Here is a 14,599-nt window from a genome sequence, read left to right on the forward strand (position 1 = left end):
GCCGGCACCCCGCGGGGTGCCGGCCTCCGGCGTGCTGGAACGAAGATCGGTCAGTCGGTGAGAAGCCAGAACCAGATCAGCAGCAGGGTGACGACGAACCCGGCGAACTGGTTGAGCCACAGGAAGCGGTCCCAGCCACGCGTGGCGGTGTCGGCGGTCTCGTCGGTCACGCCGCGGTAGGGCCACACGGTGACGAGGTACGGGAGCACCACGAGGGCGGCGAGCGGACCTGGCCAGGCCGCCAGCAGCACGACGATGCCCGATCCGGCGTAGCAGGCCAGGGCGAACCAGACGGTCCAGCGCGCACCGCGAGCCGTCGCGATAGACGAGATCCCCGCCGCGCGGTCGGCTTCGACGTCCTGCACCGCGCCGAACGCATGCGAGGCCACGCCCCACAGGGCGAACGCCACGATGACGGCGGCGAGCTGCCAGGTCCACTCGGCTCCGGCGAGCACGAGCCCGTACACGGCGGGGGAGAAGAAGTGGATGCTGCTCGTCAGCGAGTCCGCGAAGGGAACCTCCTTCAGTCGCAGCGGCGGCGCGCTGTAGAACACGACGAAGAAGAGGCTCGCCGCGAGCACCGCCCACGACGCGGGGGAGCCGACGATCACGAGGTAGACGACGAAGGGCAGGCACGACAGGCCGGCCGCCCACAGCGTGATCGGGTGCATGCGCCGGTCGAGCACCGCGCCGTGCGCGCCGCCCTTGCGCGGATTGCGCAGGTCGGACTCGTAGTCGAACACGTCGTTGATCCCGTACATCGCGAGGTTGTACGGGATGAGGAAGAAGATCGCGCCGATCACCAGCGTGACGTCGATCTCGCGGGTGGTGAGCAGGTACGCCGCCGCGAACGGATACGCGGTGTTGATCCAGCTCACCGGTCGCGACGAGACGAACAGCTCGCGGATCACCGCGCCCGTGCGCAGGGGTCGTGCATCGGTCATGCCCGCTCCTTCGGCGTCAGCAGAGTCAAGACGGCGGGAAGGAGGAAGGCCGCGCACACGGCGTACGAGAAGTCCTCGATCGGAGCCAGCCCGATGCGCAGGCCGCTGAGGTGCTCGGACGGATACGTGAAGAGGCCCGCCGCGATCATCAGGTTGTCGAACACCGCGGTGAGCAGGATGAGCGCGGCGGCGGCCAGGCCCGACGCCGCCATGCGCCTCCCGAAGCGCGGCCGTCGGGCGGTCGCGGCCACGACCGCCGCCGTGACGACGGCGAACGGCAGGACGATCAGCGCATAGGTCACGTCGCCTCCTGCCGATCCAGACGCTCCGCGCGACGATCGAGCACCCGCCCGGCGCCCGCGTGCAGGACGAGCGCAAGGTAGCAGAGGAAGGCGAGGAAGAACGGCTCCTCGAGGGGGAGGTGCGGCGCGAGATCGACGCCGATCAGCAGCGGGCTGTCCCCCTTCACGAACACCCCGGTGGCGATCCCGACCGCGTCCCAAGCGACGAAGAACGCCGTGCCGATGGCGACGGCCGCCGCGGTGCGACCGGGAGCCGCCCACGCGGCGAGCCGCCAGCGGCGATCCAGGAGCGCGACGCCGGCGGCCGAGACGAGGATCGCGGCCAGGTACAGTCCCGGCACGTCACACCCTCGCGGGTTCGGCGAGCGGTCCTGGGGTGCGATCGCCCCGCAGCCGCTTCACGACGAGCTCCGCAGAGATGAGGCACATCGGCAGGCCGATGCCGGGCAGGGCCGAGCCGCCCGCGTAGGAGAGCCCCGCCACCTTGCGCGATACGTTGCGCGGACGGAACATCGCACTCTGCCCGAGCGTGTGCGCGAGGCCGAGCGCGTTGCCGCGCCACGCGTTGAGATCGGCGGCGAAGTCTCCCGGGGCGATCGTGCGGCGCACGACGATGCGGTCCGCCAGGTCGGGGATGTCGCACCACGACGCCAGCTGCTCGATCACGCGGTCGGCTGCCGTCTCGATGCGTGCGTCACCGTCGCCGCTCTCTCCGCCGTGGCCGAGCGCCGGGTCGGCCGGCACGGGGACGAGGACGAACAGGTTCTCGTGCCCGGCGGGCGCGACGGTCGGGTCGGTGGCACTGGGACGGCAGACGTACAGCGACGCCGGGTCGGAGATGCGCGGATGCGCGCCGAAGATGTCGTCGAAGTTCGAGCGCCAGTCGTCGGTGAAGAGGAGCGTGTGGTGCGCGAGCTGGGGGAGGGACCCCTCGACGCCCAGCAGCAGGAGGAGTGCCCCGGGGCTGGGTTCCTTCCTGGCCCACCACGACTCGGGGTAGCTCTGCAGCTCGGGCGCCACGAGCGCGGTCTCGGTGTGGTGCAGGTCGGCCGCCGACACGACGAGGTCGGCCTCGACGCGGCGCCCGTCGGCGAGCACGACGCCGGTCGCGGTGGCACCGCTCGTGTCGATCGAGACGACGCGGGCGCCGGTCTCGATGACGGCTCCGGATGCCTCGGCCAGGCGCTCGATCGCGCGGATGATCTCGACGAACCCGCCGCGCGGGTAGAGCACGCCCTCATCGAGGTCGAGGTGGCTCATCAGGTGGTACAGGCTCGGCACTCCGTACGGCGACCCGCCCAGGAACACGGCCGGATACCCCAGGATCTGGCGCAGCCGCGGGTCGGTGAACCTGCGATCGACGTGAGAGGCGAGGCTGCGGGTGAGCAGCGGCGCGAGCTGCGGCACGCGGCGGAGCAGGGCGGGGTCGCGCAGACCCGCCGTCGTCTCGTAGGTGTCGTACAGGAAGCGCGTGACGGCGAGCTCGTAGGCGTCGCCCGCCGAGTCCAGGTAGGCGCTCAGCTTCGCCCCGGCTCCCGGCTCGACGCTCTCGAAGAGGGCGGTCGCGGCCTCCCTGCCCGAGTGCACGTCGAGCGGCGCGCGTCCGGTGGCAGGGTCGGAGTACACGCGATAGGCCGGGTCGAGCGGCACGAGGTCGAGTTCCTGCTCGGCGCTGGTGCCCAGCAGGCGGAAGAAATGGTCGAACACCTCCGGCATGAGGTACCAGCTCGGTCCGGTGTCGAACCGGAAGCCGTCCTGATCCCACGACCCCGCGCGGCCGCCGACGACGTCTCGCGCCTCGAAGACCGTGACGCTCCACCCTTCGGCGCCGAGAAGGGCAGCGGTGGCGAGTCCGGCGATGCCGCCGCCCACCACCACCGCGCGCCGGGGCGTGAGGGGCCCTGCGCCGCCGCTCATGCGCGCACCTCGCGCGGAGCGAAGCCCAGCCAGGCTCGCGCGGCGAGCCGGGCCTTGACCGGGTCGGGCACGCGTACACGCCCTCCTGGCGCGGTGGAGCGGCGGAGCCGCGTGGAGAGCTCGGCGAACAGGTCGTGCGCGGCGGTCACCGCGCGGCGGCAGTCGGCGGGAAGCTTCGGGATGACGGCCGCGGCGGCCGCGAGGTCGGCATCGATGCGGTCGAGGACTGCGGCGCGCGAGACCCCGCCGGACTCCAGGCCGAGGTAGTCGCGACCGAGCGCGGACGCGTCGTGGTCGAGGTCGCGCAGGAAATTGACGTCCTGGAACGCGGCGCCCAGGCGTCGTGCACCGTCGACCAGCTCCGCGGAGGGGGTGAGCGGATGCGGCGCCCCCGCGTTCACGAACACCTGCAGGCACATCAGGCCGACGACCTCCGCGGAGCCGTACACATAGGCGTCGTGCGACGCGTCGTCGTGACGGCTCGTCGAGAGGTCGGTGCGCATCGAGGCGAAGAAGGGACGGATGAGCTCGCCGTCGATGCCGCACTCCCGCGCGGTCCGGGCGAACGCGTGCACCACCAGGTTCGCGCTGAAGCCGAGCTCGACGGCCGAGAGGGTCTCCACCTCCAGGGCGTCGAGGACCGCTCCCGCCTCCTCGGGGGAGAGCCCGGCGGCTTCGGCGGGGCCGTCCACGATCTCGTCGGCGACGCGCACGAGAGCGTAGACGGAGCGCACGTGCGGCCGCGGCCGCGGGCCGAGCAGGCGGCAGGCCAGGCTGAATGACGTCGAGTAGCGCGAGATGACGGTGGCCGCGGCATCCCGAGCCGTGCGGTCGTACAGGTCGAGGCCCGTCTCATGCGCGGTCACGGGATGCGCCCCTCGACGCCGTCCGCGAGATCCCGGAGAAGCGATCCGACCGCGGCCGGAAGCGCCGAGTCGCGCGAGGCGGTGCGCACCTGATCGAGGGTGTCGGAGATCAGGCCGCGCAGGCGCACGGGCGCCCCGCTCTCGAGGAGGGCGACCTGCGCCTCACGCACGGCGATCGGGCCGGTGTGCGCGACGGCGAGCGCTTCGTTCACCTTCGGCCACGACGACGATTCGCGCGCGAGAGCGACGAGCGGCGTGCGCTTGGACTCGCGCAGATCGCCGCCCGACTCGCGGCCGGCCTGCTCGGCCGAGCCGAAGGCGCCGATGAGGTCGTCCACCAGCTGGAATGCGAGGCCGAGCGAACCGCCCGCGGCGGAGAGCACGCCACGGGCCTCGTCGCCCGCGCCGGCCAGCACCGCCCCGGCCTGCAGCGGCGCCTGGAACGAGTACACCGCCGTCTTGTTGAACGCGGCGTCGAGGATGTCGTCGTGCGAGGCGTGCTCGGGCACGACGGCGTTCGTCACGTCGGCCAGTTCACCGGCCGCCGACACGTAGACCGCGTCGTCGAGGAGCGCCTGAAGCTGCTCGCGCGCGACCGGATCCACCTCCGCGAACGAGACGAGGCGGAAGGCCTCGTGCAGCAGGAGGTCGCCGGCGAGGATCGCGGCCGCATCTCCGAGCACCACCGCGCCCGCGGCATCCGCTCCCTGCACGCGGGCGTGCTCGCGGAACTCGCCGGCCACGTTCGGGATGCCGCGGCGTTCGGTGTCGTGGTCGATCACATCGTCGTGCACGACGAAGGCGGCGTGCAGGAGCTCGAACGCGGCGGCGACGGGGTACACGCTCGGTGTCGCATCCGGATCGCCGCCGAAGGCGCCGAACGAGGCGGCGACAAGGGCGGGGCGGAAGCGCTTGCCGCCGCGCGACGCTCGCGCGACGGCGTCACCCAGTGCGCCGAATCCCGGGCCCAGAGTTCTCGCGCGGGTGACGATGCGGTCGAGTGAGGCGTCGATCGCCGCGTCGACGCGGGGATCGGGGGGCAGGGTGATCATGATGCGCGACGACGCTGGGCGACGGTGTCGAAGAGGTGCAGCTGCTCGGCCTGCAGAACGAGCCAGGGGCTGAACGCCCAGGGGGTCGTCTGCAGGGATGCGGCGAGCTCGGCGGGCTCCACCCAGCGGGCGTCCACCACCTCGAGTGGATTCAGGACCGGCTCGTCGTACGTGAGCGCGGTGTAGACCGGGCACACCTCGTGCTCGACGATGCCGTTGGCATCGGTGGCCCGGTAGCGGAAGAGCGGCAGCGCGAGCTCGATGTCGGTGAGGGTGATGCCCAGCTCGAACTCGGCACGGCGGTGCACGGCGGCGAGCACGGGCTCAGCCGGCTTCGGGTGGCCGCAGAAGGAGTTGCTCCAGACGCCGGGCCAGGCTTGCTTGTCGAGTGCCCGGCGCGTCACCAGCACCAGTCCGTCGGGATTGACGACGTGGCAGGAGAAGGCGAGGTGGAGGGCCGTGTCAGTGCCGTGGACGCTGCTCTTGGGAGCCGTGCCGATCGCCCGGCCCTCGTCATCGAGAAGCACCACGTGGTCGGCATCGGTCATGGGATCCTCCTTGGAGTTCGCTAGTTTAGCTAGCGATTGGCGTGTGCCGATGATACAAGGGTAGGGAAGGGGTGTCCACATGGCGCACGAGTGGTATCCGCAGTCCCCGCATGATAGGGCCGTTCTGGAGGTCCTCCAGGCGGTGCGCGCCTTCAGCGACGCCATGGACCGCATGCACGGTGGGATGAAGGACGACATGGACATGAACGCGTCCGATCTCTCCGCGCTGCGCATGCTGATCATGCGTGAGCAGCGGGGGGAGTCCGTCAGCCCGCACGATGTGGCCGCGCACCTGAAGATCTCCACCGCGTCGACGACGAAGCTGCTCGATCGGCTGACCGCCTCCGGGCACGTGGAGCGCCGCCCGCACCCGAGCGATCGGCGGGCTCGGGTGATCGTGCTCACGGACGAGTCCCGCCGCGCGTTCTTCCGCCACTTCGGTGAGCGGCTGCAGGCGATGCGGGGCGTGGCGACCACGTACTCGGACGACGAACTGGCCATCATCGCGCGGTTCCTGGACGAGCTCGGCGCCGTCCTGCACCGGGAGTGAGCGCCTGCCGGGAAAGGAAGAAGGACCCTCCGAAACCGGAGGGTCCTTCTTCTTCTTGTTGCGGGGACAGGATTTGAACCTGCGACCTCTGGGTTATGAGCCCAGCGAGCTACCGAGCTGCTCCACCCCGCGGCACAAGAAGAAAGCCTAGCACGGTTTCGGAGGGGGTCGCGACGCGGGGCGGGTTCGCTTGCCGCTGGGCGCGCTGGGGCGCGAGGATGAACGCATGGCAACGCCGCGCGACGACGACACGCACGACGACTTCGACGACGGCCGCGACGAGACCCCGACGGAGCGGGCCGATCGCAACTGGAATGAAGTGCTGCAGGAACTCCGCGTCCTGCAGACCGGCACCCAGATCCTCACCGGCTTCCTGCTCGCCCTCGCCTTCCAGCCGGCCTTCGCCGATCTGACGGAAGGGCAGCGCACGATCTATCTCACACTCGTCGTGATCTCGGCACTGAGCGCCATCATCGCGCTCGCACCGGTGGCCCTCCACCGGGTGCTCTTCCAGCAGCGGGCCAAGGCGGCGGTGGTCACGTACGGCCACGCCGCCCTCATCACAGCCCTCTTCACGGTGTCGATCCTCGTGGTCGGCGTGGTGGCCTTCGTCTTCGACGTGGTCGTCGGGGATGCGGCCGCGTGGACGGCGCTCGCGATCCTGAGCGTGCTGATCATCCTGCTGTGGCTCATTGCGCCCGCCATCATCCGAGCCCGCGTCGGGGACGGCGACGGCGTCGGCCGGAAGGGACGTTCATGACCGCCGCCGACTCCCTGGGGATCGCGGTCGCCCAGTTCTCCCCGGCAGCCGACACCGAGGCGAACCTCGCCGTCATCGCTCAGCTGACCGCCACGGCGGCGGGCCGCGGTGCTCGGGTCGTGATCTTCCCCGAGTACTCCAGCTACTTCGTCGACCCCTTCGACGCCTCCCTGGCCGAGAACGCGCAGGATGTCGACGGGCCGTTCGTCGGCCGGCTCACCGAGATCGCCGCCCAGCACGGCGTGCACCTCGTGGCGGGACTCCTCGAGCGCGCCGACGACGAGCGCCGCGTGCGCAACACCGTCGTCGCGGTGGACGGCGGCGGGCTCCTGGCGAGCTATCGCAAGCTGCACCTCTATGACGCGTTCGGCCAGCGCGAGTCGGACTGGGTCGAGCCCGGCGTTGTCGGCACCCCCGAGATATTCGAACTCGGCGGCCTGCGCTTCGGCCTCATGACCTGCTACGACCTGCGCTTCCCCGAGGTGGGCCGGCTGCTGGTCGACGCGGGTGCCGACGTCTTCCTCGTGCCGGCGGAGTGGGTGCGCGGCCCGCTCAAGGAGCACCACTGGCGCACCCTGCTGCACGCACGGGCGATCGAGAACACGGTGTTCGTGGCCGCCGCCGATCACCCGCCGCCGCTCGGCGTCGGCAACTCGATGATCGTCGACCCGCAGGGCGTGGAGCTCGCCGCGGTCGGCACGGCGACCGATGTCGCCGTCGCGCACCTCGATCCCGCCGCTGTCGAACGCGTGCGCCGCGTCAACCCCGCGCTGCGCCTGCGTCGCCTTGCGGTGAAGCCGCGCGAAGGCTGACCGCCGCCGTCAGCGGAGGACGGCGAGACGGGATGCCGCCTCCTCCAGGACCTCCACGCGCTTGCACGCCGCGAATCGCACGAGCGTGGCGTAGTCGCTGCGGTGCTCCGGCGTGGCGAACGCGGTGAGCGGGATGGCGACGACGCCGGCGCGCTCCGGCAGCTCGCGGCAGAACTCCGCGGCATCCGTCGCTCCGAGAACGCGGGCGTCGGCGACGGTGAAGTACGACCCGGCGGGTACCGACACCTCGAAGCCAGCCGCGCGCAGACCGGCGCCGAGCACGTCGCGCTTGTCGCGCAGGTCGCGGGCGATCCCGCGGAAGAACTCGTCGCCGAGCCGGACACCGACGGCGATCGCGGGCTGGAACGCACTGCCGTTCACGTAGGTGAGGAACTGCTTCACCGCGAGCACCGCCGAGATCAGATCGGCCGGCCCCGTGACCCAGCCGATCTTCCAGCCCGTCGTCGAGAAGGTCTTGCCGCCGGACGAGATCGTGAGGGTGCGCTCGTAGGCCCCCGGGAGCGTGGCGATCGGCACGTGCGGCCCATCGAAGACGAGATGCTCGTACACCTCGTCGGTGACGATGAGCGCGTCGTGGCGCTCCGCGAGACGCACGACCTCGTCGCGCACCTCTGCCGTGAACACCGCCCCCGTCGGGTTGTGGGGGTCGTTGACGAGGATCACGCGCGTGCGGTCGCTGACCGCCCGGCGCAGGTCGTCGAGGTCGGGCTGGAAGTCCGGCCACCGCAGCGGCACCGTCACCAGGCGGGCGCCGGCGAGCGCGACGACGGCCGCGTACGAGTCGTAATAGGGCTCGAAGACCACGACTTCGTCGTCGGGCCCGTCGACGAGGGCGAGCAGCGTCGCGGCGAGCGCCTCGGTCGCGCCGGCCGTCACGAGCACCTCGGCCGCGGGGTCGAGTGCCAGACCGTAGAAGCGGCGCTGGTGCTCGGAGACGGCGGAGAGGAGATCCGGGATGCCGCGCCCCGGCGGGTACTGGTTCATCCCACCGCTGATCGCCGCGCGCGCCGCCTCGAGCACCTCGGCCGGGCCGTCCTCGTCCGGGAAGCCCTGGCCCAGGTTGATCGCGCCGGTGCGGGCCGCCAGTGCCGACATCTCGGCGAAGATGGTGGGATGGAGGGATCCGTCCGCGCTGACGAGTCCGGCGCCCGTCGCCGCTCGGTGCCATGCCCCGGGGATGTGTCGCATCGGACTCACGGTACTCGACCCGCTCAGGTGGATTGCATAGTTCCGTCCCATCGGCGGCATAAGAAACGCACAGCATCGATGGGCAATGTGGTCCTTGCTTGGCACCAGAAGGAGCAATCATGAGCGACACCCAGGGCAACGCCCCCGCAGATCAGACCCCCGCCGACGCGGCCGGCGAGCCCTCGCCCGCTGCCCCCTCGGCCGAGACCACCCCCACGACTCCCGCGCCCGCCGCGCCGTCGCAGCCCCCGGCCGTGCCCGCACCGCCGACCACGGCGGCCTGGCGGGCAGCGCAGCAGGCGCCGCCCGCGCCGCAGGCCCAGCAGGCGCCGACCGCCCCGCCCACCGTTTACCCGGTCCACCAGCAGGCCTATGCCCGCCCGCAGGGATACGCCGGCCAGCCCGCCGCGTACCCCCAGGGCTATGCCGGCCAGCAGCCGCAGGGCGCGGCGTTCGGCCAGACGGCGACCGGCACCCAGCCGACCGTCCCCCTCGGCAAGCCGGCTTCGACCGGACCGAAGAAGCCCACCGGCGCCGGCAGGATCGTCGGTCTCATCGCCGCGGCGGCCATCGTCGGCGGTGCCGCAGGTCTCGGCGGGGCGTACGCCGGCGTGAACCTCTTCGCACCCGACGGCACCGTGCCCGCGGCCGGCCCCGCCACGGTCACCGTCAACGACTCCGATGCGGTCAACCAGACCACCGCGATCGCCGCCAAGGTCGTGCCGAGCGTCGTCACGATCCAGGCCACGAGCAGCGGCGGTGGGGGCACCGGGTCCGGTGTCGTGCTGACCGAGGACGGCTACGTCGTCACGAACACGCACGTCGTCACCCTCGACGGCGCCACGGGCGACGCGGCGATCCGCGTGACCACCTCGGACGGCCGCGTGTACGACGCCACGGTGGTCGGCACCGACCCCACCTACGACCTCGCCGTCATCAAGCTCGAAGATGCCGAGGACCTGACGCCGATCGAGTTCGCCTCGTCGTCCGACTTGAACGTCGGCGACACGGCGATCGCCGTCGGTGCGCCGCTCGGCCTCGCCAACACCGTCACCACCGGCATCGTGAGCGCGCTGAACCGCTCGATCGAGATCGCCTCGTCGGCGGCGCCCGACTCGGGCGACGCGAACGAGGGCGAGGACGGCGAGCAGGCGCCCGAGCAGGGCAGCCCGTTCCAGTTCGACTTCGGCCAGGGCCAGCAGCAGCGCACGCCGGGCCGGTCCATCTCCATCGCCGTCATCCAGACCGATGCGGCGATCAACCCGGGCAACTCCGGTGGCGCGCTCGTCGACGACGAAGGACGTCTGATCGGCATCAACGTCGCCATCGCAACGGCCGGCGGTTCGTCGGAGGGCTCCGGCTCGATCGGCGTCGGCTTCTCCATCCCGTCCGACATCGCCCAGCGCATCACCGACGAGATCATCGAGAACGGCGAGGCGACGCACGGTCTCCTCGGAGCGAACGTCCTGCCCGCGGCATCCGTCGAAGGCGCCACCACCACCGGCGCGTACATCGATGAGGCCGTCGAGGGCGGTGCGGCCGCCGAGGCCGGTCTGCGCAAGGGCGACGTCGTGACCTCGTTCAACGGCGTCCCCGTCACCGATGCGGTGGATCTGACCGCGCAGGTGCGTGCGGCCGCGGCCGGCAGCGAGGCGACGGTCACGTACGTCCGCGACGGCGAGACCAAGACCGTCGACGTCACGCTCGGCGAGCTCCAGCAGTAGAACCCGACGCTCAGGGCGCCATCCTGCGAAGCCGGTCCGCCAGCGCGGACGCTAGGCTCGCGGGATGGCGTCCTTCTCGTTCGGCGCGGGGAATGCGCGAAAGCTCGCGACGATCCCGCTCTATGCCGCCGGACGCATGCTGACCCTCGTCGTCCCGCGCTCACGCGACGAGTGGGTGTTCGGCTGCGGGGGAGGCATCGGCGACGGGGCCCTTGCGCTGTGGGATGTCGCAGCTGCCGACGGCCGCCGCGCGGTGTGGCTGGTGGCGAGCGACCGAGAGGAGACGGATGCCGCGGCTCGCGGCATCCCGACACTGCGCAAGTCCTCACTGCGCGGCCTGTGGCGCACGGCGCGCGCCCGCGTGGTCGTCGTCACGCACGGCTTCGGCGACGTCAATCGCTATGCGGTGTCGGGGGCGTTCGTGGTGCAGCTGTGGCACGGCATCCCGCTCAAGCGGATCGGGCTCGACTCTCCCGAGACGTTGCGCGTCCCCGGCGCGGTCGCCCGCCTGCGGCTGGGCCGCGTCCTGCGCCGCCTGCTCGGCGCGATGTACCGCGGAGCCGCCCGCCGCATCCGCATCCTCCCGGCCGCGTCGCACGCCGTGCGAGGGCGGCTGGAGTCGGCCTTCGCGCTCCCCGACGAGTGCGTGCCCGTGACGGGCGAGCCCCGCGTCGACGTGCTGTCCCACGGCACCGCCGACGAGCGGCGCGCGTCCGCGCGGCGGGCGATCGCCGACGCCGTCGGCCCGATCGACGACGCGTCGAGGATCGTGCTGTACGCGCCGACATGGCGCGACGGCGCCGCCGACCCGGCGGTGCCGTCGACCGACGAATGGCGCGCGCTCGTGGCTCTGCTCGAGCAGCACGATGCGGTGCTGCTGGTGCGGTCGCATCCGCTCGGCGCGGGGGAGTACCGCCCACCGCAGGGCACCGACCGGGTGCGGATGCTCGGAAGCGAGCGCGTCGCCGACGTGACTCCGGTGCTCCCCGGCGCCGACGTGCTGGTCACCGACTACTCATCCCTCGTGTTCGACAGCGCGCTCGTGCCCCTGCCGGTGGTGTTCCTCGCGCCGGACGTCGAGGAGTACGGGCGTCGTCGCGGCTTCTACGGGCGCTACGCCGACGTCGCGGGCGACGATTGGGCGCCCGACTGGACGGCCGCGCTCACGCAGCTCGACGCGGTGCTCGCGCGCGACGAGGAGGCGGAGCGGCGACGCGGGCGGGCGCAGGCGCTCAGCGCCCGCGTGCACGCGTTCCGGGACGGTGCCAATACCGAAAGGGTGTACCGTGCGATCCTGGCCGGATCGCACGAAGACGCCGCCGAGAGAGGACCACGATGACGGACGCCCGCTTCACGACCGACGGCGGGCCTGCGCTCGTCCTGTCGGGCGAAGGCCCTCGTCCCGCCTCAGTGGAACTCGTGGGCCGTCGCGCGCGCGTCACGGCGGCGCTCACGGGTCGTGGGAAGACCTGGCGGGCCGTGCTGCCGCTGCGCGCGCGCCGCTGGGGCGGGCCGGAGCTCCCACTGCCGACCGGCGACTACGACGTGCACGTGATCGCTGCGGACGGCGCCGCGGTCTCGGAGCCCGCGGCCCTGCCATTGGCGCAGCTCGGCACGGTGCGGGCTTCGCTGGACCGCTGGACGCTGCGCGTCGGTCCGCCCGTCGATCCCGCGTACGACTCGGGCGAGGGGCAGGACGCCCTCGAGCGCCGCTACGCGCATCGCGCCGCGCGGCTCGAGAACGCGGTGTTCTTCGAGAGCTTCTACGGCCGCAACGCCAGCTGCAACCCCCTCGCGATCGACCGCGAGCTCGCCCGGCGGGCGCCCGGTGTGACGCGCTACTGGAGCGTCGTCGACCTGTCGGTCGCCGTCCCCGATGGCGCTGTCCCCGTCATCGAGGGCAGTCCCGAGTGGTGGCGGGCCCGGGGTTCGGCGCGCCTGCTCGTGGTGAACGACTGGCTGCGGAGGCGCTTCGCTCGGCGCAAGGGCCAGATCGTGCTGCAGACCTGGCACGGCACGCCGCTCAAGCGGCTCGCGCTCCATCGCCCCGGGTTCGACCCGCGGCGGGCGATCGCCGTGCTGCGGGAGTCGCGCCGGTGGAACGTGCTGCTGGCGCAGAACCCGTACGCGGCGCGGATCCTCGGCAAGGCCTACGCCTTCCTCTCCCGGCCCGTCTGGGTCGAGGGGTACCCGCGCAACGACGTGCTCGTGACCGGCGACGGCGCGGCCACCCGCATGTCGCTCGGCATCCGCCAGGGCGAGCGCGTGCTGCTGTACGCGCCGACGTGGCGCGACGACCGCGACGAGATCGTCGACTTCGTCGACCCGGCCGAGCTCGCCGCCGCCGCCGACGCGGTGGTGCTGGTGCGCGGCCACTCCCGCACGCTGCAGCAGGGGAAGGATGCCGAGGGCCCGCGGGTCATCGACGTGACGGGCTTCCCTGACACGTCCCTGCTGCTGCTGGCGGCGGACGCGCTGATCACCGACTACTCGTCGGTGATGTTCGACTTCTCCGTCACGGGCAAGCCGATGTACTTCCTGGTGCCCGACATGGAGCACTACCGCGGCGAACTCCGCGGCTTCTACTTCGACCTCGCCGCGCACGCGCCGGGCCCGGTCGTCCGCTCGCAGGAGGAGCTCGTCGCGGCGCTGTCGGCCGCACCCGACGCCGCGCACGTCATGAGCTACGCGCGGTGGCGGGAGAAGTTCAACGCGCGCGACGACGGGCATGCGGCCGAGCGCGTCGTGGCGCGCATCCTGGATCAGGGCTTCGTCGACGCCGGTTGACGCGAGGCGCTAGGGCAGCGGAGTGTTGCGCGAGCCGAGGCGGGACGTGTCGACGGTGTCGTGCGCGCCCCGCAGCACGCCGATGATGAAGCCCCACCCCCACGAGAGGTGCATGGTCGGCAGGACCGCCATCGTCCACAGCTTGTCGCGCCATCCGCGGCCGCCGCCCGGTCCGAGCGCGACGACCACGATGAGCGCCGCGTACACCAGGACGGGGAGGTGGACGAGGGATGCCGCGGCCGACCACCAGCCGGTGAGCGCCCCCGTCAGCTGCAGCACGCCCACGACGACTGCGAGCACGATCGTGGCGACGAGCGCCGGGGGAGCGAAGAAGCGGAGCGAGTTGCCGCGCCCGAACCGGCGCACGAGCTCGCCGCGCCAGCGACCGGTGGCGGAGAACTGCCGTGCCAGGCGCGACCAGCTCTCGCGCGGCCAGTACGTCACCGACAGTGTCGGATCGAACCACACGCGGTAGCCCGCGCGCCGGATGCGGAGGTTGAGCTCCCAATCCTCGCCGCGGCGGATGGTCTCGTCGAAGAGGCCCACCTCGTCGAGCACGGCGCGCCGCATCACCCCGAGGTACGCGGACTCCGCCTCGCCCTCCTGGGTGCCGCCGTGGTACGCGCCCCCGCCGAGGCCGATCGGCGAGTTGTACGCGCGCGCGACCGCCCGCTGGAAGGGCGTGCGGCCGTCGGCGCGCATGACCCCGCCGACGTTCGCCGCGTGCACGCGGTCGAGGGTCGCCAGCGCGCGGCGGGTGTAGTCGCTCTCGAGCTCGGAGTGCGCGTCCACCCGCACGATGGTGGGATAGCGCCCGGCCTCGATCGCGCGATTGAGTCCGACGGGGATGTCGGCGGCGGGGTTGTCGACGAGCACGACGCGATCGTCGCCCGCCGCGATCTCGCGGGCGAGCTCGGTCGTGCCGTCGGTGGACGGCGCGAGGGCGAGGATCAGCTCGGAGGGGCCGTCCACGTCCTGGGCGAGGACCGTCTCGACCGCGCGGCGCAGGTAGTCGCGCTCGTTGAGGACGGGCATGACGAACGTCACGCCGGCGTCGCGGGGGACCTCTGGAGCGTCCTTGCGCCCGCGCTGCTCGTCCTGCACGCGTCGATCATGTCACGGGTCGCC

General features: G+C 72.2%; 15 protein-coding genes and 1 tRNA gene. 6 read left to right on the forward strand and 10 right to left on the reverse strand.

The features are described 5' to 3' along the window. Positions 1 to 50: 50 nt before the first annotated feature. Genes H9622_RS11960 through idi form a run of 7 tightly spaced genes read right to left on the reverse strand, consistent with a single transcriptional unit; the run spans position 51 to position 5,629 of the window. Positions 51 to 944, reverse strand: coding sequence for a prenyltransferase (locus tag H9622_RS11960; RefSeq protein WP_191766652.1), 894 nt, complete (start codon positions 942 to 944; stop codon positions 51 to 53). After that, positions 941 to 1,246 (reverse strand): lycopene cyclase domain-containing protein, encoded by a 306-nt coding sequence (locus tag H9622_RS11965; RefSeq protein WP_191766653.1) that lies wholly within the window; start codon positions 1,244 to 1,246, stop codon positions 941 to 943. The genes H9622_RS11960 and H9622_RS11965 overlap by 4 nt, the downstream gene beginning before the upstream one ends. Beyond that, on the reverse strand, positions 1,243 to 1,587 hold the full coding sequence (locus H9622_RS11970) for a lycopene cyclase domain-containing protein (RefSeq protein ID WP_191766654.1): 345 nt from the start codon (positions 1,585 to 1,587) through the stop codon (positions 1,243 to 1,245). The genes H9622_RS11965 and H9622_RS11970 overlap by 4 nt, the downstream gene beginning before the upstream one ends. Before the next feature lies 1 nt (position 1,588). Next, positions 1,589 to 3,163, reverse strand: a complete 1,575-nt coding sequence (locus H9622_RS11975; protein WP_191766655.1) for a phytoene desaturase — start codon at positions 3,161 to 3,163, stop codon at positions 1,589 to 1,591. Beyond that, positions 3,160 to 4,029 (reverse strand): phytoene/squalene synthase family protein, encoded by an 870-nt coding sequence (locus H9622_RS11980; RefSeq protein ID WP_191766656.1) that lies wholly within the window; start codon positions 4,027 to 4,029, stop codon positions 3,160 to 3,162. Before H9622_RS11980 ends, H9622_RS11975 begins: the two co-directional genes overlap by 4 nt. After that, on the reverse strand, positions 4,026 to 5,081 hold the full coding sequence (locus tag H9622_RS11985; protein ID WP_191766657.1) for a polyprenyl synthetase family protein: 1,056 nt from the start codon (positions 5,079 to 5,081) through the stop codon (positions 4,026 to 4,028). The genes H9622_RS11980 and H9622_RS11985 overlap by 4 nt, the downstream gene beginning before the upstream one ends. After that, positions 5,078 to 5,629: an isopentenyl-diphosphate Delta-isomerase gene (gene idi / locus H9622_RS11990; protein ID WP_191766658.1), complete on the reverse strand. Its 552-nt coding sequence runs from the start codon at positions 5,627 to 5,629 to the stop codon at positions 5,078 to 5,080. The genes H9622_RS11985 and idi overlap by 4 nt, the downstream gene beginning before the upstream one ends. 79 nt (positions 5,630 to 5,708) lie before the next feature. Here idi and H9622_RS11995 point away from each other — a divergent pair, with 79 nt between their 5' ends. Beyond that, on the forward strand, positions 5,709 to 6,179 hold the full coding sequence (locus H9622_RS11995; protein ID WP_191766659.1) for a MarR family winged helix-turn-helix transcriptional regulator: 471 nt from the start codon (positions 5,709 to 5,711) through the stop codon (positions 6,177 to 6,179). A gap of 58 nt (positions 6,180 to 6,237) precedes the next feature. Here the strand turns inward: H9622_RS11995 and H9622_RS12000 are convergent. After that, a tRNA-Met gene (locus H9622_RS12000) sits at positions 6,238 to 6,311 on the reverse strand. Between the two features lie 94 nt (positions 6,312 to 6,405). Between H9622_RS12000 and H9622_RS12005 the strand changes: the two genes are divergently transcribed. Continuing rightward, entirely contained in the window at positions 6,406 to 6,939 is a 534-nt protein-coding gene (locus H9622_RS12005; RefSeq protein WP_191766660.1) for a DUF6328 family protein, read from the forward strand. After that, positions 6,936 to 7,751, forward strand: a complete 816-nt coding sequence (locus H9622_RS12010; RefSeq protein WP_191766661.1) for a carbon-nitrogen hydrolase family protein — start codon at positions 6,936 to 6,938, stop codon at positions 7,749 to 7,751. The genes H9622_RS12005 and H9622_RS12010 overlap by 4 nt, the downstream gene beginning before the upstream one ends. A gap of 9 nt (positions 7,752 to 7,760) precedes the next feature. On the opposite strand, the gene H9622_RS12015 is transcribed toward H9622_RS12010, so the two are convergent. Further along, positions 7,761 to 8,960 (reverse strand): aminotransferase class I/II-fold pyridoxal phosphate-dependent enzyme, encoded by a 1,200-nt coding sequence (locus tag H9622_RS12015; protein WP_191766662.1) that lies wholly within the window; start codon positions 8,958 to 8,960, stop codon positions 7,761 to 7,763. A 119-nt stretch (positions 8,961 to 9,079) separates the two neighbouring features. On the opposite strand from H9622_RS12015, the gene H9622_RS12020 reads away from it, so the two are divergent. The 3 genes from H9622_RS12020 to H9622_RS12030 all read left to right on the forward strand — a co-directional run bounded on the left by H9622_RS12020 (position 9,080) and on the right by H9622_RS12030 (position 13,471). Further along, complete coding sequence (locus H9622_RS12020; protein ID WP_191766663.1) at positions 9,080 to 10,684, forward strand: S1C family serine protease; 1,605 nt, start codon at positions 9,080 to 9,082, stop codon at positions 10,682 to 10,684. Positions 10,685 to 10,748: 64 nt separating this feature from the next. After that, a complete protein-coding gene (locus tag H9622_RS12025) occupies positions 10,749 to 12,023 on the forward strand; it encodes a CDP-glycerol glycerophosphotransferase family protein (RefSeq protein ID WP_191766664.1) in 1,275 nt (424 codons plus the stop codon). Then, positions 12,020 to 13,471 carry a CDP-glycerol glycerophosphotransferase family protein gene (locus H9622_RS12030; RefSeq protein ID WP_191766665.1) on the forward strand — a complete coding sequence of 484 codons (1,452 nt, stop codon included), beginning with the start codon at positions 12,020 to 12,022 and terminating at the stop codon, positions 13,469 to 13,471. Before H9622_RS12025 ends, H9622_RS12030 begins: the two co-directional genes overlap by 4 nt. A 9-nt stretch (positions 13,472 to 13,480) precedes the next feature. Here H9622_RS12030 and H9622_RS12035 read toward each other — a convergent pair whose 3' ends face one another. Next, the gene (locus tag H9622_RS12035; protein ID WP_191766928.1) at positions 13,481 to 14,506 is read right to left on the reverse strand and encodes a glycosyltransferase family 2 protein; all 1,026 of its coding nucleotides are present in this window, start codon (positions 14,504 to 14,506) and stop codon (positions 13,481 to 13,483) included. Positions 14,507 to 14,599 lie beyond the last annotated feature (93 nt).

The organism is Microbacterium gallinarum (assembly GCF_014837165.1).
GTDB lineage: Bacteria > Actinomycetota > Actinomycetes > Actinomycetales > Microbacteriaceae > Microbacterium > Microbacterium gallinarum.

Excerpts from the sequence above, each read along its gene's own strand:
- H9622_RS11960 (WP_191766652.1), bottom strand. The coding sequence starts at position 944 with ATGACCGATGCACGACCCCTGCGCACGGGCGCGGTGATCCGCGAGCTG.
- H9622_RS11975 (WP_191766655.1), bottom strand. The coding sequence starts at position 3,163 with ATGAGCGGCGGCGCAGGGCCCCTCACGCCCCGGCGCGCGGTGGTGGTG.
- H9622_RS11985 (WP_191766657.1), bottom strand. The coding sequence starts at position 5,081 with ATGATCACCCTGCCCCCCGATCCCCGCGTCGACGCGGCGATCGACGCC.
- idi (WP_191766658.1), bottom strand. The coding sequence starts at position 5,629 with ATGACCGATGCCGACCACGTGGTGCTTCTCGATGACGAGGGCCGGGCG.
- H9622_RS11995 (WP_191766659.1), top strand. The coding sequence starts at position 5,709 with ATGGCGCACGAGTGGTATCCGCAGTCCCCGCATGATAGGGCCGTTCTG.
- H9622_RS12005 (WP_191766660.1), top strand. The coding sequence starts at position 6,406 with ATGGCAACGCCGCGCGACGACGACACGCACGACGACTTCGACGACGGC.
- H9622_RS12010 (WP_191766661.1), top strand. The coding sequence starts at position 6,936 with ATGACCGCCGCCGACTCCCTGGGGATCGCGGTCGCCCAGTTCTCCCCG.
- H9622_RS12015 (WP_191766662.1), bottom strand. The coding sequence starts at position 8,960 with ATGCGACACATCCCCGGGGCATGGCACCGAGCGGCGACGGGCGCCGGA.
- H9622_RS12020 (WP_191766663.1), top strand. The coding sequence starts at position 9,080 with ATGAGCGACACCCAGGGCAACGCCCCCGCAGATCAGACCCCCGCCGAC.
- H9622_RS12025 (WP_191766664.1), top strand. The coding sequence starts at position 10,749 with ATGGCGTCCTTCTCGTTCGGCGCGGGGAATGCGCGAAAGCTCGCGACG.
- H9622_RS12030 (WP_191766665.1), top strand. The coding sequence starts at position 12,020 with ATGACGGACGCCCGCTTCACGACCGACGGCGGGCCTGCGCTCGTCCTG.
- H9622_RS12035 (WP_191766928.1), bottom strand. The coding sequence starts at position 14,506 with ATGCCCGTCCTCAACGAGCGCGACTACCTGCGCCGCGCGGTCGAGACG.